This is a genomic window from Microcoleus sp. S36b_A4 (assembly GCF_036700645.1).
Taxonomy (GTDB): Bacteria; Cyanobacteriota; Cyanobacteriia; order Cyanobacteriales; family Microcoleaceae; genus Microcoleus.
This window is the reverse complement of the sequence record NZ_JAUBPI010000074.1, coordinates 1-22,106: the sequence shown is the minus strand read 5'-3', so window position 1 is coordinate 22,106 and position 22,106 is coordinate 1. Positions and strand designations below refer to the sequence as shown.

Below are 22,106 nucleotides of genomic sequence, written 5' to 3'. Positions count from 1 at the left end.
TATATGTTGGCATCTGTAGGGTTTTTCAGTCTTAAAGTTAGTACAAAAAGAACTGGTTTTTCCAACTGACGCACCTTAGTATTTTGACCAACAAACCCATTTAATTTTCTGCCCTTTTAATCGGAATCTCGATTATAAATTCAGTGCCTTTCCCCACCACCGAGAAACACTTGATTTCACCTTTATGTTTTTCTACAATAATTGAATGGGAAATCGCTAAACCCATCCCCGTTCCTGAACCGACCCGTTTGGTAGTATAGAATGGGTCAAATATCCGTTGCTTGACTTGATCTGTGATACCTGCACCGTTATCAGCAATTCTAATCACAGCGAGAGTACCTTCTACCTCTGTACGAATGCGGATAATTCCCGGATTTTCGAGCTCTTCTTGTAACACGTCAATAGCGTTAGCAATAATATTCATAAACACCTGATTCAACAGTCCGGCGTAGCACTCCACCCGTGGCAGTTGTCCGTATTCTTTAATGACTTGAATTGGTGGGCGATGAGACTCCGTACCCGCTACGCTATCGGACTGAAATTTCAGACGGTGTTCTAAAATCATCAATGTGCTGTCGATGCCTTCGTGAATGTTAACCTTTTTCATGTCAGATTCATCGAGGCGAGAGAAATTCCGCAAACTCCGCACGATATCCCGGATGCGAGTGGCTCCCACCTGCATAGAAGACAGCATTTTCGGCAAGTCGTCTAGCAAGAAATCTAGCTCTAACATTTCTATTTCTTCCTGAATTGCTGGAGAAGGTTCCGGGTATTCATCTCGATACATTTGCAGCAGTTTCATCAGGTTTCTAGTGTATTCTTCTGTGTAGGTAAGATTGCCGAAAATAAAGCTGACCGGGTTATTGATTTCGTGGGCAATTCCTGCTACCATCTGACCGAGACTCGACATTTTTTCTGCCTGCACGAGCTGAGTTTGAGCTTGCTGGAGTTCGCACAGAGTTACTTCGAGTTGGGCAGCTTGTTCTTGTGCTATCCGTGCTGAATCGACGCTTTTAGTATAAAGTTCAGATTGACTGATGGCGATCGCCAATTGATCGCCAATTGCCTCCATTAACTCCACTTCCTCTTTTGTCCACTTCCGAACCTCCCTGCAAGAAACGCAGCTAACAACACCAGTTAAACCTCCGGCACTTTTAATCGGCAAATCCAAGACAGACTTGTAACCCACCTGCAAAAAGAATTCCCTTTCTACTGGATTGCTGAAAGTGGCAACATCATCTATTTGATAAACTTCCAACTTAGCGATTTTTTGTGGCAGCGTACCGGTTATGTCAGCAGGGTAATAACCCAAAAGCGAGAACAAGTCATCATTTTTAGATTCGTGGACGACATCCCAAGCAGGTGGCGAAGCGTCGGGCAAATACCAGATAAACACACAGCGATCGACTTGCAGCAAGTCACGAATTTGCTGCACAGTCGTTGCCAAAATAGTGCCTAAATCCAGAGATTCGCGGATATTGCTAGCTAGCTGGTTCAGTAGCGCTTCCTGCTCCGCTAACTTACGGAATCTCGCTTCCGACTTTTGCAACTGTCTTTGAGATTCTTTTTGTTTTGTAACGTCCAAACCCAAACCGATTAAGCCGATCGTGTTTCCAAAATCATCTTTGACCTTAGTTTTAATTGTCTCCAAATAATGTTTTTTACCATCAGCAAGCTGTATCGCTTCTTGAGCATAACAGGGAATATCTTGGCTCCACGCTTGCGCGTCAGATTCCATGCACGTAGCAGATGCTTCTAATCCCAAAACTTCGGAATAGTGAGATGCTGCTAAAAATCTTGATTCAGGTATAGCCACATCTTCGCAGAAAGTTTTGTTAATTAATAACATCCGCCCGCTAGCATTTGTCAGCCATACCCAGATCGGAGCGTTGTCAATAATTGCCCTCAAAGTTTGCTGTTGTCTCGCGAGAGCTTCTTCTGTTTGTTTGCGCTTAATTCCCAGGGCGATCGTATCGGCACTTGACGCCAAAGCAATCAGCGTTGATTCGTTCAACTCCTGGCGAGCAAACATCGCGATTACTCCCAGCAACTTATTGTCAACAATTAGCGGATATCCAGCAAAAGCCATCATTCCTTCTCGTGAGGCCCATTTTTTGTCCTGGATTCGGGGATCTTCTTGCACAGAATTAGTGATGTGAGGTTGTCGCTCCAGAGCGATTAAACCAATCTTGAACTCGCCGACAGCAATGCGGCTGTGAGCGCCGTCAATGTGAGTATATATCCCCGCGCTTGCTTGCATTTGCAATACATTTCCTTCTTCATTCAACGTCCAAATCCGAGCAAAGGCAACATCCAAATGGCGCACAACTGAATCGGCGCAATATTGCAAAGTTGTACGCAAACTCTGGTTTTGAGTTAGAACAATTCCCACATCTGCTGTGAATAAAGAAAGTTTCAATTGTTCTGCTAAAGCTTGTTCTGCTATTTTGCGCTCTGTAATGTCGGTAGCAGCACCGAGACGCTGCTTAATTTTTCCGTCCTCTGTTCTGCTAAATACAATATTCCGGCTGACTAACCAGTGCCAACAATTCTGTCGATCGCGTACCCGATATTCGTACTCAATAACTTCGCCGTCGGGAGCATTTTCTAATTGCTGAAAATATCCTGGAAATTTAGCTAAGTCGTCAGGGTGGAGGATGGTGGGCAGTAGATTGCTGCCCATGTTTTCAACTTCTGCCCTCGTATAGCCGAGGGTGTCACTGATTTCGCGGTTGCTGTAGACATTTCGCTGCTCGCTTTCATCGTAAACAAAGAGAAGATTCGGACTGGTATTGGCAATTCGCTCAACAAAATGCTGGCTTTCTTGTAGCGCTACTTCTGCTTGTTTTTGAGTGGTAATGTCGCGGCCGACACCATAGATCAATTCTTCCTCACAGAAACGGGTAGCAGTCCAGGCTATCCACTTGTAAGAACCGTTGCGACAGCGCCAGCGGTTTTCAAACCCAAAGGTATTCTTCCCCGCAGCAATACTTTCAGCTTCTTTTAAAGTAGCTTCGCGATCGCCTGGATGCACGAATTCAATGAAGAGTTGGCCAACCATTTCTTCTGGGGAATAGCCGAGTATTTTTTCTGCTGCTGGGTTGATGCGTTTTACATAACCGTCAAAACTAAGGACGCACAGCAGATCTAGCGAGAGGCTAAAAAAGTGATCGCCCCCGTTGGGTTCGCTGGATGGGCGATCGTTTCCCCCTAGAGCCCAAGAGGTGTTTGAGCGCCCCGATAGCGCCAAAAAGACAATATTTGCTATTCCCAAAAATCCCAGGGCGACTTGGCGATGGTAGAAATTATCGCCGCTGCCAGCTACGAGCCACCCATTTAACACCAGCAGTACAATTATCAAAATTGAGAATACACTGCCAGGGGCGATCGTCCCTAAGCTGATTTTTTTTTCATACTGCTTGCTGCCTTCTGCCTTTTCTATTCGGGTGACTGCTGCCGTAATTTTTGTCCACCACACTTGCAGCAATTTCACCAATTTAGTGCTTTTGAATTCTTCTAGTTGAACTGAATGTTTCATTCTTTTAATCTAGAGTTACTTTGAGTTGTGGTGATTTAAAACTTACAATAAAGATGTTTAAATATTATAAATATTTCCTATTGGGCGAGCTCTAGTATTAGATAATTACGTAAATTTACGCAATACGAGGCGATAATTCAGTGTATTTACGGAAGTAGCAACCAATCTCTTTTTAGCCTGGGTACCCATTTTCTAATTTTTCCGACTCCTAGAGAGAGTTTACTTATAATACTACGCGACATATTGTTGTTAGTCATTGGACATTTGGCCTAATTTAGCTAGTCCTGGACGCAGAAACTCGCACTCCTGGGTGTATAACCTAATTATGTAGGCGGCGTCTGAAGCTATTTACTGTGTTAGAGTAGGGTGTTATACCCCACTTTTTGCATCTAGAAATAACAGGGTTTGATGTAGGAAAATACTGCGTGGAGTTCCCTAGCTGTGGCTTGAACAACCCGGAATGTTAGTCAAGTTCAAGCAGATAGAATTTTACCAGAAATCATGAAGTTAAAATCAAGATAAACTGCTAATTTGGGAAGATAAAATGAAAAAAAACTTCGTAGCAGTTTTTCGTAGCCCGATATGTTCGCGCGTCATGGCTAATTAGTAATTGGTAATTGATACGAGTTTAAAACACTAAATATCAATTTTGTTCTGATTCATTTGCAGGCGATGGGGGCCAAGCAGCTTGGCGACCTAGTTGCTGTTGCCGAATTCGCTCCAAATTCCCTGCTGGAATAGAAGCTATGAGTTGCCGCGTGTAAGCTTGCTGCGGTTGGCGGTAAATGCGCTCGGCAGTGCCAATTTCCTCGATTTTACCTTTGTTCATGACGATCGCGCGATCGCTCATAAACTTGACCACGCTCAAATCGTGAGAAATAAAAATATAAGTCAGTCCAAACTCTGTTTGCAACTCCTTCAGCAAATTTAAAACTTGCGCCTGAACCGACACATCTAATGCCGAAACCGACTCATCGCAAATAATAAACTTAGGATTCAAAGCCAAAGCTCTAGCAATACAAATTCGCTGCCGCTGTCCCCCGGAAAACTCGTGAGGATAGCGTCGCATAAAATCGGGATTTAAACCCACTCTATCCAACAAATAAGCTGCGCGATCGCGCTGTTCTTTTTGGTTCTTACCAAAACGGTGAATCACCATCGGTTCCATCACCGCATCCCCAACATTTAGACGCGGATCGAGAGAACTAAAAGGGTCTTGAAAAATAATTTGCAGATCCCGCCGCAGCCATCGCAATTTGCGATCGTACTCTTTTTTCATCCGATAATTAGCCATCCACTGCGATGCGGAACTACTTGTCGCAGGAGGCGTAATTTCTTGACCTTCAAAAAACACTTGACCGCTGGCGATCGGAATTAATTGCAGCAAAGCCCTCGCCAAAGTAGATTTGCCACAGCCAGACTCGCCCACTAAACCCAAAGTCTCGCCCGGATAAACCTCAAAAGAAATATCGTTGACCGCCATAAACAAGCGTTTAGTTTCGCCAAACATTCCCTGCACCGGAAAACCGACTCGCAAGTTATCAACCGCTAGCAAAGGGCCGGAAATATGCGGCAGCCGAGGCGGTTTTCCTGTTGCAAAAGCGGGATTCCCCCCGCTGGTGTCGCCGTCTAAATCGGCATTTTTCTCGACAATTACTAATTCGCCGCTAGCATTTGTGGTGACATCCATAAAATCGGAAACAGTCGGCAAGCGACGCAGTTGCCGATCGAGAGTTGGGCGGCAAGCTAACAGACCTTTTGTGTAAGGATGTTGGGGATTGCTGAAAATTTGTTCGATCGCACCGCACTCAACAATCTTGCCTCGGTACATCACCGCCACCGTATCGCCAATTTCAGCAATGACGCCCAAATCGTGGGTAATAAAAATCATTGCCATGCCTCTAGAGTCCCGCAACTCCCGCAGCAAAGCTAAGATTGTTGCCTGCACGGTTACGTCCAAAGCCGTGGTAGGTTCATCAGCAATTAATAAAGTTGGATTGCAAGAAATGGCCATTGCAATCATCACGCGCTGGATTTGGCCGCCTGAGAGTTCGTGGGGATAGCGATCGAGCATAGCTTGTTTTTGGCCGTTGACGAGCTGCATCAAATCGCGATCGTCCTCCATAACTGCTTGATTCCCCGCAGCAGTCCGGGAGTGCTCTTGCCGCAAAGCCAAACACCGCTGCCTGAGCTCATCGTCGCCCGGTAGCAGCTTCACCTCTTGCAGCAGAGAAGCAGCTTGGCGCCGCGCTTCTGTCTGCGACACCTGTTGGTGCAAACAAATGGCTTCTGTGAGTTGAAATCCGATCGTATAAACAGGATTTAGCGAACTCATCGGCTCTTGAAAAATCGTCGCAATCTGGCTGCCGCGGTATGTTTGTTTTTCCCTGTCCGGCATTTCCAGCAGATTCACAGGCCCATTGCTAGCGCCGTCTTTTGTCGAATAAAACCAAATTTCGCCGTCGATTTTCGTTGACGAACTCGACAGCAAACCCATAACAGCAAGGGATGTTACCGATTTTCCCGATCCAGACTCTCCCACGATGCCCAGAGTTTGCCCTCGCTTGACCTCAAACGAAATGCCGTCAACCGCTTTGACGGTTGCAGACGCATCGCCTGCGTCCGCAGATTGAAATTGAACCCGCAGGTTGCGAACTTCTAGGACGGTTTCACTCATGGAGGTCTATGGCAAAAATTAAAGGGAGACTAAGTGGATTGTAGCAGGGCCTGTGGAAGGCAGATGGCAGTGGGAAAATTTTAAGGTTGCTTTGCATAACAGATGGCGAAAGCTAACATTCCTGGCAACGCTTCGCTGTGGGTGAGTTTTGAATTTTAAATGGTTTATAACTTAAAACTCAAAACTCAGAACTACTGGAGTGCTTTCTGCCTGCAATTTTCCTCAAAAACCAATGACTTGAGTGTCAGCAGGCAGTGCAGTGGCCTCGGAGACCTTTTTAAAGACGGTTGCCTGCTCGTTTAAGGAATTAGGTCTGGCCTGTCCGGGATTGGTGCCTTGCAACTGAAGGCGCATTTGACCTTCGGGAGTCAATTCAAAAACAGTTTCAACGGTTTCTGTGCTGCTGAGGCCCACATCAATGTGCATCGGTTTTTCACCCTGATTAACTTTGTACCTCATTTCTTTGGCGCGGGCGGCTCCGTCGGGGCCTTTAGCCATGAGAAACAATTTGCCTTCTGGGGCAAAGACGAAGGTGAAAGACTGACCGGAGGGGACTGTGCCTTGCCATTGGCCTAGGAGTTGCTGGTCGAGGGTGCTAGCGGCCGGGGCTGCTGTTTCTTGGGCAATTGTTGGTGTTGCTGCGGATGCTGGGCCGAGTGAGGCGTTGAAGCTAATGAGGATGCCCAAGCAAAGGCTACCTGCGATCGCTTTACCAATCATTTTTGAATTAGACATGAGACCGATCTAAAAATTGGTTATTTGTTTTGTACACTGTAGCGGTAAAACCGTACTTTGTTTAGTTTAAATTTCTTTTAGGCATAGATATAAGTGAGGTTCGCACCTGCAACGCAGTTGTCATCCCCGGACTAAAGCTTTTCCTGAGCTTGTTGAAGGGTCATTCGATTTTAGATTTTAGATTTTAGATTTTGGAGGCGACCCCACGGATAAATTCTGGTGCTTAAGAATTTTAGATCTTAGATTTTGGATTGATTCCACGGATAAATCACGTGGCGGGTACCATCAAAAAATTTTTGGTCACGGAGCTTTCAGTTTTTTTTATTGTTGTAAAATCCAATACAAATCCGGCTTAAGCTGCACAGTTCGCTGTTCTGAGTAGATTGTTCTTAACTCAAAACAGCTAATTGACTATTGCGTTCGATTGCACCCCCAGATAGTTTGGCAAATCGAGCGCATTAATAGTCTTTCATTAATTTTTTTCAGGATCGGGTTCGACTTGTTCTGTCGGAGATTCCGGCGCGGGTTCCTGTGGATTTCGCGATCGTTTCATGCGATCCAATGCCTCTGCGTAAGACCAAGCCACGCTCACAAGAAAAGCTTTCGCCATGCCGGACAAATTTTGTGCATCCTCGGTTTCAGGCGCTTCAGCTTTTTGGTTGCCGTCGTTCATCATGTTTTTGTTTTCTCCCGGGCAGGTTTGTCTAGCGATTTTTTGCAGTCTGCGATCGATACCCACAAATTATGATTTTTCTTGCACCCGCACCCTACTTATCTTTGAGGATATGACCTTGATTACCACGAATAATATCATAAATATGCTGATTGGATGACCGAATCAGAAAGAGACCTTAACTTCGCTGGTGGCCTGCAACACTGACTCCTGCTGGGAAGTGTACTTGTAAGTTTCGATAATTTAATGAATAGCTTGATTCTTTGCCGGACTACTTTCATAAATTAAAATAACTATTTATTTTAGAGTTTATCTCTAATCAGAATTCCAGAGCTGTTGAGAAACTGCCCGGAGCCGTCTAATACGGTTAGCCATTCTCGAAAGCGAGGGGTAATAACTGCCTTGACAAACTCCTGCTATTCTGATTCATCAATTGTCTCGCATCCCGGTTTTGTTAAGCCAAAATACAGTTCATCTTTGAGGAGATTTGTTTGCTTGGCATTAGTCTCCGAAGTTTCGGGAAGTTGAGCGCGGGCAATTGTCGCATGACAAACAGGCAGGATGAACAGCAGGCCTGTCAAGCAAAGACTGTTAATATATTTATTCATCAGGAATTACGCACAAATTCTATATTGTGGGCCATTTTTTCTAGCGTGCCCTTGAAATGCTGATTGAGAATCCTGCAATATCTCAGTTTTAACCACCGAGTCTGATCAACGGTTTTTTAACCCGAATTTTATTTAATTTAACAAGATAAAAAATTTTCAACTCAAAAACCCGGTTTCTCAGGTGAAACCGGGTTTTTGAGCATCTGTTCTAGTTTGTTTATGCTCGCCTACTTGATTCCGTCTGCCGTATTAAGTAGCTCAACTTATTTAAACGTCAAACTTTTCAGGTGTTCAGAAACCCGGAAGGGCCAGCACTCTTGGCTGCGCCCCGAAAGCAATCAGGTTTCTCAAAGTGTTATATTTTTTTAGGTGGAGCTACTAATCCTTTAATTCGCGGATACTTCTCTTAGCAGTGTCTTGATACATCTCCCCCATTTCTTTCACGGCTGCTCCTGCCTCTTGGCCAATCTTCTGGGCTCGTTCGCCGGGAGAGTCTGATGTTTCGCGAGCTTCTTGCCTCCATTCCCGCGTTGTTTGGGGTCTTTCAGAATTGTTGAGCTCGGATTTTGAGCTAGCTTGCGCGCCAAAACCTTTGTTACTGCTTCCCGAATCAACATTTGTTGTTAGGAGCAAAAAACCGACTAGGACAACACTCAAAAAACTCTTGATTTGAAAACCCTTAAGCAGGGAACTGATGCGAGCAATGGCTGTGGAAATCAAATTCATTTCAGTAATACTCCCTAAGTTAATTGGTGATAATTTTCAACGTTCTTTCATCTAATTGACTCGCTCCAAAATCAGCAGCTAATGCGAGGTAAAGCCAACTTAGCTTTAACTTGCGATTAACCACCTAAATAGAGTTATAGGTTAGCGATAAAATCTGGTAAATACGCCACCTATGTGTCAGCCAATTAGCTTTTTCACACATGAATATCACGTTAACAGCCGCCAAATATTTCTACCTCTAACTAAAGTCATAACTTAGTTAGAAGCAAAAAACATATTTTTATACACATGGTTAGACAATTTTTAATCAAGCATGCTCTGCAGGGCAAATTCTTATTGCAAGCGATCGCCCGTTTTCACGTCAAACCAGTGCAGCAACTGAGGCGGAAAAACCAGCTCTACAATTTCGGAATTCCAGTGGCGGTCATTTGGCAACAAAGCCCGCACCGTTACTGAGTCCAAACCTTTAACTCGGACGCTAACTAAATTTTGCATTCCCAAGTTTTCCACTAAAAAAACCTCACCTTTAATTGCCTCTGGGGCAGACATCTTGCCGGCCTCTGCATCTGCAAAGCCGACGTGTTCCGGGCGAATTCCCAACACAATTTCTGGTGGCACAGTTGGCATATCTGGGAGTCGAACTCGAAAATCGCCCAACATCGCAAAATTTCCCTGGCATTTAAGCACGAGCAAATTCATTTGCGGGCTGCCCACAAAACCAGCTACAAACTGATTTGCCGGACGAGTATAAATTAAGTGTGGCGGGTCTAGTTGCTGGACGTTGCCGCTGTTGAGAACTGCGACTTTGGTAGAAAGCGTCATTGCTTCGGTTTGGTCGTGAGTTACGTACACTACAGGAGCTTTTTGGGAGGAAAATAATTGTTTGAGTTCGGCCCTAACTTTTTCCCGCAATAATGCGTCGAGATTGCTCAAAGGTTCGTCTAGCAAAAATACTTCCGGTTGGCGCACTAATGCGCGGCCGAGGGCGACTCGCTGCCGCTGTCCGCCTGATAGTTTTCCTGGTTTGCGATCGATTAATTCCGTCAATCCGAGGGATGTTGCAACTTCCGTCACTAACCGATTGATTTCGCTGGAGGAGATTTTGCGAAGTTTGAGACTCGATGCCATATTTTCGTATACTGTCATGTGCGGATACAGCGCGTAACTTTGAAAAACCATTGCTATATCACGATCGCCCGGCCTGAGATAAGTGACATTGCGATCGCCAATTCTAATCTCGCCTCTAGTCGGCTGTTCCAACCCTGCAATTAACCGCAGCGTGGTAGATTTGCCACACCCCGACGGCCCCAGCAAAGTCAGAAATTCCCCTTCGCTAACATCCAAACTAATGTCTTTTACGGGAACTACTTTAGGGCTGTAGGTTTTATTGAGGTTTTTGAGTTGCAATTTTGCCATGATTTTAAACTGTTGACTGTTGACTGTTGACTGTTGACTGTTGACTGTGTTGTTTGACTCGTCCCCAGGCTCTTCCTAGGAACCAGTTCAATCTAAAATCTAAAATCTAAAATCTAAAATCGATTTATCCTTTTACCGCCCCCGCAGTTAAACCCTGAACAATGCGCCGCTGGAATACTAAAACCAGCAAAACCAAGGGCAAAGTTCCCAAAACGGTAGCTGCGGCGATCGGGCCGTAAGGAATCTCAAATACTGACACCCCGCTGAGTTGAGCCGTGGCGACGGGAATAGTTTTCAGAGATTCGCGAGTCATAAATGTTAGTGCAAATATAAACTCGTTCCAAGCTGAAATAAATGTTAAAATTCCCGTTGTGACTAACGCGGGAAATGTCATCGGTAGCACGATTTGCCACAGCATTTGAAAAGTGTTATAGCCGTCAACTTTAGCGGCATCTTCCAAATCTTTTGGCAACTGTTGAAAGAAACTTCGCATCACCAAAATTGTCAGTGGCAAATTGATCGCGGTGTAAGGAATAATTAATGCTAAATAATTATTGCCTAAATCCAAAGCTTTGACAATTTCCAGCAGTCCCAAAAATAGCAGCACCGCCGGAAATAGCGTCACAATCGTCACAGTTGCCAGGATGATTCTCTCCCCCCACAGTCGCAACCGGGCTAAAGCGTAAGCTGCGGGAGCGCCTACTGCTAAACACAGTAATGTTGAAGTAATGGAAACAAAAGCGCTATTTAAAATGTAAAGTGCAAACGGGCGGCGCTGGAACAGCGACAGATAATGCTCGAAAGTAATTCGTTTGGGAATATAGACGTTTGGAATCGCTGAAATATCCGCATTTACTTTGAAAGAAGTTAGCACTTGCCAGATAATGGGTGCGAGAAAATATGCGACGATTAATATCGCTGAAATTGGCAAGATTAATTGCCGGATGTCAAAGTTTTTTTTGCTAGGTTGTTCGCTGGCGATCGACATAATTTATACCAATCAAATAAATGTGCAACTGTGGGTTATCTCAAATCTAAAATCCCCAATTTAACATCGTCTTAGTTTCCTCCGGCTGCATTGGTGCGGGCTCTCGATAACAAATAAGCGGCGATCGCAACTGCTGCCACTAACATCAAAAAAGTACACACCACCAAAGCCGCCCCGTACCCAAAGTCTAAATATCTCATCACCGTGCTGTAAATGTAGATAGAAACGGTCTCTGTTGCCCCCGCCGGCCCCCCTCCCGTCATCACCTGAATCAAGTCAAAAATGCCGAAAGATTGGGCAAATCGAAACAGCAAAGCAATCACAATTTGGGGCATCAGCAGGGGAACCGTAACTTGACGGAAACTCTGCCAGCTACTCGCGCCGTCAATCGCGTGTGCTTCGTACAAATCACCGGGAATTGACTGCAATCCTGCTAGCAAAAGCAAGCTGACAAAGGGCGTAGTTTTCCACACATCTGCTGTAATCACTGCCATCATTGCCAAAGTCGGATCTCCCAGCCAGCTAATGCTATTTTGAATCAATCCTAAACGCCTCAAAATGTCGTTAATTACGCCGTATTGGTCGTTAAAAATCCACGCCCAAGCTACTCCCATCAATGCAGTCGGCAGCGCCCAAGGTAGCAGAGAGATTGTGCGAACAATGCCGCGCCCTGCGAAGGATTGATTTAAGACTAAGGCAATGCCCATACCGAGAATTAATTCCAGCACAACAGAGGCGACAGTAAATACAGTGGTGTTGCCTAAAGTTTGCCAGAAACGCCCGTCGCCTAACATTCGACTGTAATTAGCAAAACCGGAAAAAACCAGTTTTAATTCTGTACCGAGGTTTTGGGTGAATAAACTCAGCCAAAAAGCGCGCAATATTGGGTAAGCAAATACTAGCATCAGAATTATCAAAGCTGGTGCTACTAATATCCATCCGGTTTTTTGTTCGCGCTGTCGCATCTTGTCTAATTGCATATTTTTTAGCCCTAATTTATCCCTCATTTATGGTTCGTAGTAAGGCCAATTCTCACAACTGTTAAAACATTATTCGTAGGGTGCGTCGCTCGCTCGATTATCGATTTTTATTGATGGATTTTGAATGGCGACGCACCCTACGGCTGTCAACTGTCAACTGTCAACTGTCAACTGTTCAAGAAGCTTGGGGTTGTTTCAAACTGCCTAATAAATTGCGAGTTTCGCTAGCTGCTGCTTTCATTGCTTGTTCTGCACTCATTCTCCCGGTAAAAGCTGAACTCAAATAACGCTGCAAAATATCAGAAGCTTGAGCGTATTGTGCCAGGGGCGGGCGCAAAGCTGATCGTTCCACTACTTTTAGCAGTTGCGGGTAGTGGGGATATTTGGCTACTATTTCTTTGTTGGTAAATAAGGATTTGTAACTGGGAACTAAACCGGTTTGTAAAATAAATTTGCGTTGGGTTTCCTCGCTGGTAAGATACTGAATTGCTTTCCACGCTTGTTCTGGATGTTTTGAGGTTTTGGCAATTCCCCAGCCCCAGCCGCCCAAGCAGGAACCGCCTGTTTTACCGGTACTGCTGAGCATTGGCTCGATCGCAATTTTACCTCTAACATTCGATCCTTCGGCATTTGCCAGCTTCCAAACATACGGCCAGTTTCGCAAAAATAGCGCTTTACCGTTTTGAAACAAAAGCCGGGTTTCTTCTTCGCCGTAGGTGGTGACACCCGGAGGAGAAATGCCAGATGCGATCGTATTTTTGAGAAATTCCACTGCTTTAATTGCCTCCGGTTTATCTAACCCAACTTCAAAAGTTTCAGGGTTAGCCCAAAAGCCGCCGAAACCGGAGAGTACCTCGACAAACATCGCAGATACTCCCTCGTATTGTTTACCTTGCCACAGATAACCCCAAGTTGCTTTTCCCTGTTTCTGCAAGTTTTGAGAGATTTTTACCATATCTTCAAAGGTTTTCGGCGCTGGAATTTTCGCTTGTTCTAAAATGTCTTTGCGGTAATAAAGCATTCCGGCATCGGAAGCATGGGGAATGCGGTAAAGTTTGCCCCGATACCGCCCGCCTTCGACGTTACCTTGGATGAATTTTGATAGTTGTTCGGGGGGAATTCTGTCTGTCAAATCCCTTACCCAACCTGCGGCTGCAAATTTGGGAACCCAGACAATATCCATGTTGATGATGTCGTAGGGCGATTCGCCTAAAAGAAAGGCAGATGTGTAAAGATTTTCTATGAGGTTGCTGTCAAAAGGCCCTTCTATGAGGTTGATGCGAATCTTGGGGTTTTTCTGTTCAAATTCTTTGACAAAGGGTTTCCAGTTAACAAGGTCTTGACCTTGCATTAACATGGTGAGCACGACTGGCTGTTGAGTCAGTGCCGGCAGAATAAATAAAAGCAAGACGGTAGCTAATGTGACAACGAATAAGGCTAAAAGACGGGGACGCTTCTGGCTTCGTTGCTGCGGGGAATTTATTTTTTGCATTTGCTTTTGAGAAATGGCGGTGCGATCGCCTTCTTTCTCTCATAACTCGCTTTCTTTTGTTTCGCTGGATTTACCGAGTTTGTGCAATAAAAATTTAAGTAAACTTTAGCTTACTTAATAATGCTTGAGTGAAGAGTGCAAATTTTTATTTCACTAGCTAGAATGGGATTTAAGTAAACATCTATCTACAGATAGATATTGAGAGAATTGTCTGACTTGATAAAAGTCGGCGGTTGAAACAGCTCAAGAGTCAAATTTTTCTCCCTCTCGCTTGAGACTAAAGAATCAACGGGGTATTAAAGCCGGATTTTGTATTACACACTTTTGACACCCAGCAACCGGGTTTTATATAGCAACCGCCAAGATGATTAGGACGTTCTTAATCGCACAAACATAAACGGTTGATTGCAACTTCTTCCCTATTCCTTCTTCCTTAAGCTGTTCAACATTTAAATTGTGTGTCAAAAATCAATAAAAATTTTGTGGGACGGGCTTCTAGCCTGTCCCGAATTTCCAATTTAAATGCGTAATAGCTTATTCCCTATTCCTTCTTCCTTCTTCCTCCTTCCGTGGCTCCGTTATATCCGTTACATCCGTTATAGAATCCGCTGCCGAACTTCCTTCTTCCTTCTAAATACAAAAAACACCGCTCCTCAAAACAGGAGAACGGTGTATAGGGGGTGTTATGGGTTGTTGTCTGGGATTAACCTTAACAAATCACGATCGGCTGAGGCTATGCCTTGTGATGGTTAAAAAATTGGCACAAACCTGCACTATTGCCTGTTTCTCGATCGACCGCGAGCGATTAGCCCAACCATTCTACAACAGCATCTTCCTTGGTATTGGTGCGCCGTTCTGGGGTTTCGCGGTTGAATTTCAAGTGGATGGCGCGGTTTTGTTCGCCATCTGCGGCTACTGCAAAAATCGGATAGTCGATTAAGCCGTCTTGGAAGGACATCTGGAAGCGGAAAGTGCCGTCCGGATTGAGTTTAATCGGCTGTCCGCCTACGTAGACGGTAGCGTCGGGTTCGGTGGCGCCGTAAACGATCAGTTCGGCATCAGCAACTAACCAGAACTGGCGGGGGCGCATCGGGGCGGCGAAGCCAACTCCCGACATACCGACACCGGACATACCGAAACCGGACATGGTGAGGCCGGACATACCGACACCCGACATGGTGAGGCCGGACATACCGACACCCGACGCGGTGAGGCCGGACATACCGACACCCGACGCGGTGAGGCCAGACATGGTGGGAGCCGCCCACATTCCGACGCCGGAGGGGAACACATAGGAACTGAGAGCTTGTTCGTGGATGCCGACTTGCTGGACGGAACCGGCGACGTGCTGCATGGAACCGAAAATAGAACCGGCTACGCGCAGGGATTCGGCAGATTCTGCCATGCCGAAGATTTGTTCGTAGATAGCGTTTTCGGTGCTGTAACCGAAGCCATTGGCTGCTTGTGCGAGTTTCTTGGCCGGAGGAACCAGTTCGGCGAAGGTTTTGCCTTGCAAGTCTTCTTCCCAGTCGAGGGTGATGAATTGGTCTTCAATCCAGTCGCTGGGATAGACGGGAGGAACGCGGACTTCTGCCGATCGAGCTAATACCAGCCAGCGGCCATCTGCACAGCGGTAGCCGATGTCGATCGCGTAGTCCCGATCGCTCACGGGGATTGGCACGTACCATTCCCGCGCCAGTTCGTCGCAGGGATATTCTTGAATGCTGTGCGGGCTTTGAATGTCGAGGTTAACATCTGTAACGTCGTAGATCCGCAGGGCTAGTTGCTGTCCTCCTTGGCGACGCAACTCTTCTTTGCGATCGTTGGGAATGTCCCAGTAAGTGTAGGCCCATTCTGGGTCGCGGGGCATTAACACCACCCGGCTTTCGCCGTAGCCGTTGGGCAAATCTGCTAAACCTTCATCTACAGACGACAAAGAACCGCCTGTTCTATCTTCTTGACCTAGTTCAAACTTTGCTGCTTCCACTGCTTCTTGTGCCTCTAGTTTGCGAGATGGGCTGTAGGAAAATTTGGTGCGCTGAATCTCTTGAATTGATGCCAGGAGTTGCGATTTCCGCATCCGGCTGTAGCGAGAGACTCCACATTCGCTAGCAACTCTGCGGAGTTGTCGCAAAGTCATCTCTTCTAATGGTGGGCGTTCTTTTGCCATGAGTTCGTTCTCCACTAATTTGGGATGGCGGGTTAGATTTTTTTCTTTCAACACAATTGTGTTGACTTTTTGAGTTAGAAACTCTTTTAAATCCACATATTATCGAGCTTCCAAATCTCTCCAACCTTTGAAGCCTTGCTTGTTTTTAGCTTGTCTTTTCCCCAATGCGATCGGGGGTTTGGACTTATTGGCTTCTGCGCGCACCGTTCGATCTAAATAAAGCTTTATCTGTCGATTCTTGATTGACAAGATCGATTTTGTAAGTGCGATCGGTGCTGCTAGCAACGCTGTGCTGGCAGCACACGCGCTATTTCGACTCCCAGTGCTGCTTAATCGAAGCATTTCTTTGGGATCGCTTTGTCATGACTTAATGTTGCAGACAAGTTGCGATCGGGTCAAGGGGTCTTTTGCCTCAATCCTGGGTACTTATACGCATTTTCGTGATTTTGGGGATCAATATGTCAGGGAATCTTGACATTGACGAGGTTTAGGGGATCGGTGTTGAAGCCAATATCAGGATTTGATGACATATTGGGATAGGGGGCTTTTGATGGGTTTGGAGGGTGGGGGCGATCGTTTAGAATGGATATGTCTTTGCGAATATGACAAAGTGGAAGACTTTCTATATAATCCTTCTAACAAGAAGGCTTCGCGGGAGCATCCCGATTTTGCAAAAATATTAGACTGCAAATTAACCATTCAAGTAGGCACAACGCAGTTGTAACATTTGAGAAACACTTTCAGATTTCTACTGTGAAGAATGAAATGTTTAGTTTTGTACCTATCTGCTTGACGGCTGATTCTACGGATCCCAATCCGATGGAGGCTGGTGGGAATTACTGACAAGTCTCATTCAATCCGATAACAACTAACTAACATCATTGTTCATTTTCAATCCTCACCTGCCAAGTCTCCAAAGTAGTACCTATTATTTTATCAAGATTTGTCAAAGCATTAAAATAGGCAATCCTCGCATTAAGTTCTGCATTTCTAGCCTCTATTAAATCCTTCTGAAAAGTCACAATATCGATACTCCGAGAAGTTCCCACTCCCAATGTTCTTTTGTCTCGCTCTATTTCTAATTGCTTTTGCGCTAACTCCCTTGACCTTTGAGCTAGTTCTACTTGCTTAAGATTCAAATTTATATCTCGAATTGCATTTCTGACCTCAACTTCCAGTTTTTGATTGGACTCCTTTAACATATTCTCAGCTTGTAATAGCTTAACACGACTATTCTGAAAATCTCGCTCAATTCCTCTATTTCCAAAATCGCGAGTCAAAACCAGTCCCGCTCTCAAATCCGAGCTGCTGTCTGAAAGATTGGTAGCATTATTATTAATACTTGCATTTACATCCAATTTCCATTTTCGATTATTTTCCGCTACGAGCAAGTTATATTTAGCGATTTCCCGGTCAAGCTGTACTTGTAAATAATCAGGACTATTTGACAGAGCTAATGGTAAAACATTATCGAAATCCAGAGGGTTAGTCTGTACAGCAGCAGATTCTCTTGCTATTATATTAAGATTGCGATCGAGGTCTAGAACTTGCAACAGTGCTAATCTTGCCTTCTTCAGTTGCTCCTCACTAGCTAATACTGTCACTTCCCGATCTGCCACAGCTTTTTCACTTGTAAAAATATCAACTTTTGCTAGCCTTCCTGCCTCAATCAAAACCTGATTAGTCTGCAATTCTTGACGGGCAATTTCCAGAGAACTTTGTGAAATTTTAACTTGTTCCTGAGCCTTAATCAACTCTCTATAGGTTAAAACTACTTCAGTAATTATCTCAATTAGCTTCGATTTCAAACTCAGAATATTTCTTTTTTCACTCAGGCGAGCAATCTCAATTGGTGCTCGGTTGACAGCAACTCCAGCTCCCCTTAACAGAGGTTGGGTAAAATTTAACGTTAGATTTTGACTTAAAGAACCTTCACTATTAATGCCAAAACCATTCGCATCTTGTCCTTGTTCACTACTCCAAACAAAACTTATATTTCCTCCTGTGGGAATTTTGACACTCACCTGGGCAGATAAATCGACTTCGCCAGTAGTGGTGACTCTTCCCCCATTCCTCCAACGAATTGATGAAACGGACAGTTTCGGTGTAAAACTAGGGACAAATAAACCTTCTGCTACGAATAAATCTTGTTTTTGGGCGATGCGTTCTAGATATTTATTTTTGATATCTCTGTTGTTTTCTAAGCCTAAAAACACAACTTCTGGTAGTGTTAGTTCAACCCCTAATTCATCCGCTATAGATTGCTGTCGAATAGTTAGATTTTGGCTATTTTTAGGTATTGGTTCTGCTGTTATTTCTGGATTCGGTGGAGCTTCAGCAATAACTATTGATTCTGGTTGAACAGTTTTTTTTTGAGTAGAAGTTGTTAATACTTGGGAATTTGGAAGTGGGGATTGGGAATGGGGAATGGGTGAGTGTTTGATTTTACTTGTTGGATTTTCGTCGGGAAATTGAAGAATAACTATTCTCTGGTTTGTAGTTAGCATTTTTCTCTGATTTGGGGGCTTAATGAGCGCCTGATTTTGCGGTAGATTTTGGATGTGTGGGAGATATTTTTCAGTGGTAACTGGCAAATTTTTGCGCGCGATCGCCGATTTAGAGCTAACATCAGTTTTTACGGTTGAACTAGACTTAAAAGCAACAGCAACTATCGTCAATAGCCCACAGGTTGCAAGCATAACGAGGCTAAAACGAAATATCCAAGGAATATCGTAGCGAGCAGGGGAATCGCTATTTGGGAGATAATCTTCGTGCGGTTGCTCAGTCATGCTAACTCAGTTATTCCTGCAAGTAATTTTATGGCGATTTCCTACGGGATGACTACCCTTGACGCAGCGCTTTAACAGGATCGAGTTGACTAGCTCGCAGAGCCGGGAAAAATCCCGCTCCTACACCCACCGCTAATGCCGATCCTAGAGCCAAAGCTGCTGTGTTGCTGTCAAATTTATAAGGCAACTTAAAAACATCCGCTACCACCACCGTTAACCCGTGTACCGTCACAATAGCAGCAATTCCCCCCGCTAAACTCAGAATTACTGCTTCTAGAATAAACTGCAACATTATATCTCTCTGAGTAGCCCCGATCGCACGTCTCAAACCAATTTCGGGGGTACGTTCCATCACCGCCGCGATCGTAATATTAGCAATACCAATACCTCCCACCAGCAGCGAAATTACCCCCACCGCCAATAGTCCCCGCGAAGAGAGCTCCAGAGTTTCCTGCTGCTCCAAAATTTTCTTAACATTGTTGCTAACATAAACCTCTGCCTGGGGAAAGCGCTGCTTCAAAACCTTTTTGGCCTGCTTTTCCATCCCTTTAATATCTTTGAGATTGTAAGGGCGCACCGAAATTGAGTTAATTCTCTGGCTCCCTGTTATAGCCTTGTAAACCGACATCGACACCAACATTTCACCTGTTGGTTTTTCCGAAGAATCTTGCTTACTCTCCATCACGCCGATCACAATATAAGGTCTGCGGTCAACATAAATGCGCTGACCTACAGGTTCCATGTCACCTGTAAAAAGTAGCGATCCCAGCCATTCATCGATTACTACTACGGGTCGATAGTCAGCAAAATCACTAGGGGAAAAAAAACGCCCCGTCATTAATCGCCGCCCCGATGTCAATAAATTATCTTGAGAAACCGCGACCATATTAGGTTCCGCTTTTTGCGCCTGAAATATAACTTTATTGTCATTAAAGCCAAACCAATTTTCGGCGCTAATCGCCCGAATTCCTTTCAGCCTTTGCCGCAAAAATTCCATATCTTCTAATTTCAAGCTTGTGTCACCCCACATAAAGATTCGCACTTGAGGGGCTTCTCTCTCAGCTAATTGCTTGGCAATCACGGCGCGGCTAATGTTGCCAACTTGCAGCGTTGCGCTGACCGCAGCTACACCCATAAAAACTCCAACTGTAGTTAGGACAGAACGCAAAAGATTGCCACTTAGGGACAGGCAAGTTAGGCGGAGTAGGTCAATAGGAGAAAGGCTCATAAGTAATTAAAAATCAAAAATTAAGATTTCGGACATTAATAAAATTAGCTAATTTTATCCTACTCTTTAATTTTTATTCGATATCGTCACCCTCTGTTTTTTCTTTCTTTTTAGTTGTTTTTTCTTCCTGAATAGGAGTTCCTGGCTTTAAGGAAGGTTCAGGAGGGGGTATCACAACACTGTCACCTGACCGCAAACCGGAAGTTACTTCCACCTGAGTTAACCCTTCTAAACCTAATGTAACTGACCGTTTCTGGGCTTTGCCTTGATTGTTACGAATCCACACAAAAGGCTTAGACTCCGATCGCACAATTGCCTCCGTATTCAAAACTACTACCTTCTGGCGCTGCTGCAAAATGATCTCCACATTCACTTGACTCCCTGGAATCAAAGTCCGGGTTGGAGCATCGAGTCTTACTGTTGCAGGGACCGTTGGTTGACTGCCTTGATTAGAGCCGTCATTTCCTTTACTATCACCACTTTGAGCAAGAATATACAAGCTTTCTACTCTTCCTGAAAACTGATTAGAATTGGGACCAATAATGCTGATGCGAACGGACTGATTGGGTCTAACTTTAGCAGCATTGAGCGTAGAAAGCTGTAGTTTTACCAGTTCTTGTGAAGGGTCGCCTAATGTCAAAAGCTCTGTTCCTCGCAGCACCCCGTCGCCATTTTTAACTTGAATATTAAGTACCTTGCCATCAATAGATGCAGTCACCACATTGTTTTTTAATTCCTGTTCTTTTTCTCGGTACTCAAGCAGAGAGCTTTGGAGATTGGGGCTATTTGTAGCAACATCTAACTGAGCTTGTCGCACTCCTGACTGAGCAGCGCTCACTTGTTGCTGAAGTTCTTGCTCTTTATCTTGTCGCTGAATTTGCCGACTTTTGAGTTCGAGCATATCGGTGTTGATTTGAGACTGTGCGTTTCGTAAACTGACTTTAGCATTGCGAACTTCGTCTTCTTGGGATCGCACGTCATTTCTCGAAATATAACCTCTTTCAAATAAGGCTTTTTGCTCGGTAAGTTTCAGATCAGCAGCAGCCAAAACCACCTCGGCGTCAACAACTTTTTTGCGATTATTTGCTAAGGCAATTTCCTGTTTTTTAATTTCTAATAAATCGTTATTTTGCCCGGATTTATAATTTTGAACTCTCTCTTGGGCGGTACTGAGCGTTTCCTGGGCTGCGACAAGTTTTTGGCGTAAGCTTTCTAGAGTGAGTTTTTCTTTTTGAATCACCAACTCTTGCTTGCTGAGAATTGTTTGTTTTTGGGGGTTACGAAGAGTGATTAAGTTCTGGCCAGATGTGATATTTTGCCCGATTTTTACTAACACTTCATCAACAGTAGCATCAACGGGAGATTTAAGAGTTTGTTGACCAGCCAATTCAATAGTGCCGCTTTCATTAATCGTATCTTCAATATCGCCAAGTTTGACGGGGATCAAGCGCACTCCTATAGGTTCTGGAGGTCGATTTTGATATAACCCGTAGACAAATAAGCCCCCGCCGATGCCTAGAGTGAGAAAACTAGACCACAGTAGCCATTTGACTCCTGTTTTGAAACTATTCTTTTCTTTATATTTCACTGTCAACTCCCCCTACAAACTGTAAATAACTGTTAAGCGTGCGCGATCGCCCTTTAACCGTTTTGGTTACTGTTTGGATAAAAAAATGGCAACTTTGGGGCTGACATATTCTAGCATCTGTTGACATACTACTTTCTCTCTTCCCTTCTAAGGTCGCTATTTCTTATGAATCTGTATTGCGTTCTAAGTCGGACAACCTGGAACCATTGCAATAAAAAATGCGGGAATATAGCCTTTCTCAGTAACATGAGGTGCTCTTGGGGATTGGGCATCGGGTCTAAAAGCATGGGGAATCGAACTAGCCCGTGTATTTCACTTTCTTGAGAACCGCTATACATCGCAAATGGAGCCATTTTGGGATGGTTAACCGATCGCAAAAATAAGAAAGTCGAAATACACAGACAAAATCAGGATGTGGAAATATTAGACCTCTTGCGAAAGTGCGCTCGTTCTAGGTAAAATAAAAGAAAAAATTAGCTCCCATAATATGAAGTACGA

The 22,106-nt window shown here is 44.6% G+C and carries 16 protein-coding genes; 1 reads left to right on the top strand and 15 read right to left on the bottom strand.

Annotation, left to right across the window (positions count from 1 at the left end):
- Window positions 1-100 precede the first annotated feature (100 nt).
- The 12 genes from QUA03_RS20925 to QUA03_RS20870 all read right to left on the bottom strand — a co-directional run bounded on the left by QUA03_RS20925 (window position 101) and on the right by QUA03_RS20870 (window position 16,003).
- Window positions 101-3,538 (bottom strand): PAS domain S-box protein, encoded by a 3,438-nt coding sequence (locus tag QUA03_RS20925; RefSeq protein ID WP_333214591.1) that lies wholly within the window; start codon window positions 3,536-3,538, stop codon window positions 101-103.
- A 643-nt stretch (window positions 3,539-4,181) separates the two neighbouring features.
- On the bottom strand, window positions 4,182-6,215 hold the full coding sequence (locus QUA03_RS20920) for an ABC transporter ATP-binding protein (RefSeq protein WP_333214588.1): 2,034 nt from the start codon (window positions 6,213-6,215) through the stop codon (window positions 4,182-4,184).
- A gap of 222 nt (window positions 6,216-6,437) precedes the next feature.
- Window positions 6,438-6,950 carry a hypothetical protein gene (locus tag QUA03_RS20915; RefSeq protein WP_333214586.1) on the bottom strand — a complete coding sequence of 171 codons (513 nt, stop codon included), beginning with the start codon at window positions 6,948-6,950 and terminating at the stop codon, window positions 6,438-6,440.
- A 472-nt stretch (window positions 6,951-7,422) separates the two neighbouring features.
- Entirely contained in the window at window positions 7,423-7,626 is a 204-nt protein-coding gene (locus QUA03_RS20910) for a hypothetical protein (protein ID WP_333214584.1), read from the bottom strand.
- 299 nt (window positions 7,627-7,925) lie between these two features.
- Window positions 7,926-8,018: a hypothetical protein gene (locus tag QUA03_RS20905; RefSeq protein ID WP_333214612.1), complete on the bottom strand. Its 93-nt coding sequence runs from the start codon at window positions 8,016-8,018 to the stop codon at window positions 7,926-7,928.
- Window positions 8,019-8,039: 21 nt separating this feature from the next.
- Complete coding sequence (locus QUA03_RS20900) at window positions 8,040-8,231, bottom strand: hypothetical protein (protein WP_333214583.1); 192 nt, start codon at window positions 8,229-8,231, stop codon at window positions 8,040-8,042.
- A gap of 378 nt (window positions 8,232-8,609) precedes the next feature.
- Window positions 8,610-8,957: a hypothetical protein gene (locus QUA03_RS20895; RefSeq protein ID WP_333214581.1), complete on the bottom strand. Its 348-nt coding sequence runs from the start codon at window positions 8,955-8,957 to the stop codon at window positions 8,610-8,612.
- A gap of 333 nt (window positions 8,958-9,290) precedes the next feature.
- The gene (locus QUA03_RS20890; RefSeq protein ID WP_333214580.1) at window positions 9,291-10,373 is read right to left on the bottom strand and encodes an ABC transporter ATP-binding protein; all 1,083 of its coding nucleotides are present in this window, start codon (window positions 10,371-10,373) and stop codon (window positions 9,291-9,293) included.
- Window positions 10,374-10,497: 124 nt separating this feature from the next.
- Window positions 10,498-11,361: a carbohydrate ABC transporter permease gene (locus QUA03_RS20885; RefSeq protein WP_333214578.1), complete on the bottom strand. Its 864-nt coding sequence runs from the start codon at window positions 11,359-11,361 to the stop codon at window positions 10,498-10,500.
- A gap of 71 nt (window positions 11,362-11,432) precedes the next feature.
- Window positions 11,433-12,341 carry a sugar ABC transporter permease gene (locus QUA03_RS20880; protein ID WP_333214576.1) on the bottom strand — a complete coding sequence of 303 codons (909 nt, stop codon included), beginning with the start codon at window positions 12,339-12,341 and terminating at the stop codon, window positions 11,433-11,435.
- A 175-nt stretch (window positions 12,342-12,516) separates the two neighbouring features.
- Window positions 12,517-13,833: an ABC transporter substrate-binding protein gene (locus QUA03_RS20875; protein ID WP_333214574.1), complete on the bottom strand. Its 1,317-nt coding sequence runs from the start codon at window positions 13,831-13,833 to the stop codon at window positions 12,517-12,519.
- An 805-nt stretch (window positions 13,834-14,638) separates the two neighbouring features.
- Complete coding sequence (locus QUA03_RS20870) at window positions 14,639-16,003, bottom strand: DUF4912 domain-containing protein (protein ID WP_333214572.1); 1,365 nt, start codon at window positions 16,001-16,003, stop codon at window positions 14,639-14,641.
- Between the two features lie 523 nt (window positions 16,004-16,526).
- Between QUA03_RS20870 and QUA03_RS20865 the strand changes: the two genes are divergently transcribed.
- A complete protein-coding gene (locus QUA03_RS20865; RefSeq protein ID WP_333214570.1) occupies window positions 16,527-16,727 on the top strand; it encodes a hypothetical protein in 201 nt (66 codons plus the stop codon).
- 154 nt (window positions 16,728-16,881) lie between these two features.
- On the opposite strand, the gene QUA03_RS20860 is transcribed toward QUA03_RS20865, so the two are convergent.
- The 3 genes from QUA03_RS20860 to QUA03_RS20850 form a co-directional block, all read right to left on the bottom strand.
- Window positions 16,882-18,792 (bottom strand): TolC family protein, encoded by a 1,911-nt coding sequence (locus QUA03_RS20860; RefSeq protein ID WP_333214568.1) that lies wholly within the window; start codon window positions 18,790-18,792, stop codon window positions 16,882-16,884.
- 52 nt (window positions 18,793-18,844) lie between these two features.
- Window positions 18,845-20,020 (bottom strand): ABC transporter permease, encoded by a 1,176-nt coding sequence (locus tag QUA03_RS20855; protein WP_333214566.1) that lies wholly within the window; start codon window positions 20,018-20,020, stop codon window positions 18,845-18,847.
- Between the two features lie 73 nt (window positions 20,021-20,093).
- Window positions 20,094-21,608: an efflux RND transporter periplasmic adaptor subunit gene (locus QUA03_RS20850; RefSeq protein ID WP_333214564.1), complete on the bottom strand. Its 1,515-nt coding sequence runs from the start codon at window positions 21,606-21,608 to the stop codon at window positions 20,094-20,096.
- Window positions 21,609-22,106 lie beyond the last annotated feature (498 nt).

Bases quoted from the DNA above. Each gene is read 5' to 3' on its own strand.
- QUA03_RS20925 (WP_333214591.1), bottom strand. From the start codon at position 3,538: ATGAAACATTCAGTTCAACTAGAAGAATTCAAAAGCACTAAATTGGTG.
- QUA03_RS20920 (WP_333214588.1), bottom strand. From the start codon at position 6,215: ATGAGTGAAACCGTCCTAGAAGTTCGCAACCTGCGGGTTCAATTTCAA.
- QUA03_RS20915 (WP_333214586.1), bottom strand. From the start codon at position 6,950: ATGTCTAATTCAAAAATGATTGGTAAAGCGATCGCAGGTAGCCTTTGC.
- QUA03_RS20910 (WP_333214584.1), bottom strand. From the start codon at position 7,626: ATGATGAACGACGGCAACCAAAAAGCTGAAGCGCCTGAAACCGAGGAT.
- QUA03_RS20900 (WP_333214583.1), bottom strand. From the start codon at position 8,231: ATGAATAAATATATTAACAGTCTTTGCTTGACAGGCCTGCTGTTCATC.
- QUA03_RS20895 (WP_333214581.1), bottom strand. From the start codon at position 8,957: ATGAATTTGATTTCCACAGCCATTGCTCGCATCAGTTCCCTGCTTAAG.
- QUA03_RS20890 (WP_333214580.1), bottom strand. From the start codon at position 10,373: ATGGCAAAATTGCAACTCAAAAACCTCAATAAAACCTACAGCCCTAAA.
- QUA03_RS20885 (WP_333214578.1), bottom strand. From the start codon at position 11,361: ATGTCGATCGCCAGCGAACAACCTAGCAAAAAAAACTTTGACATCCGG.
- QUA03_RS20880 (WP_333214576.1), bottom strand. From the start codon at position 12,341: ATGCAATTAGACAAGATGCGACAGCGCGAACAAAAAACCGGATGGATA.
- QUA03_RS20875 (WP_333214574.1), bottom strand. From the start codon at position 13,833: ATGCAAAAAATAAATTCCCCGCAGCAACGAAGCCAGAAGCGTCCCCGT.
- QUA03_RS20870 (WP_333214572.1), bottom strand. From the start codon at position 16,003: ATGGCAAAAGAACGCCCACCATTAGAAGAGATGACTTTGCGACAACTC.
- QUA03_RS20865 (WP_333214570.1), top strand. From the start codon at position 16,527: ATGACATATTGGGATAGGGGGCTTTTGATGGGTTTGGAGGGTGGGGGC.
- QUA03_RS20860 (WP_333214568.1), bottom strand. From the start codon at position 18,792: ATGACTGAGCAACCGCACGAAGATTATCTCCCAAATAGCGATTCCCCT.
- QUA03_RS20855 (WP_333214566.1), bottom strand. From the start codon at position 20,020: ATGAGCCTTTCTCCTATTGACCTACTCCGCCTAACTTGCCTGTCCCTA.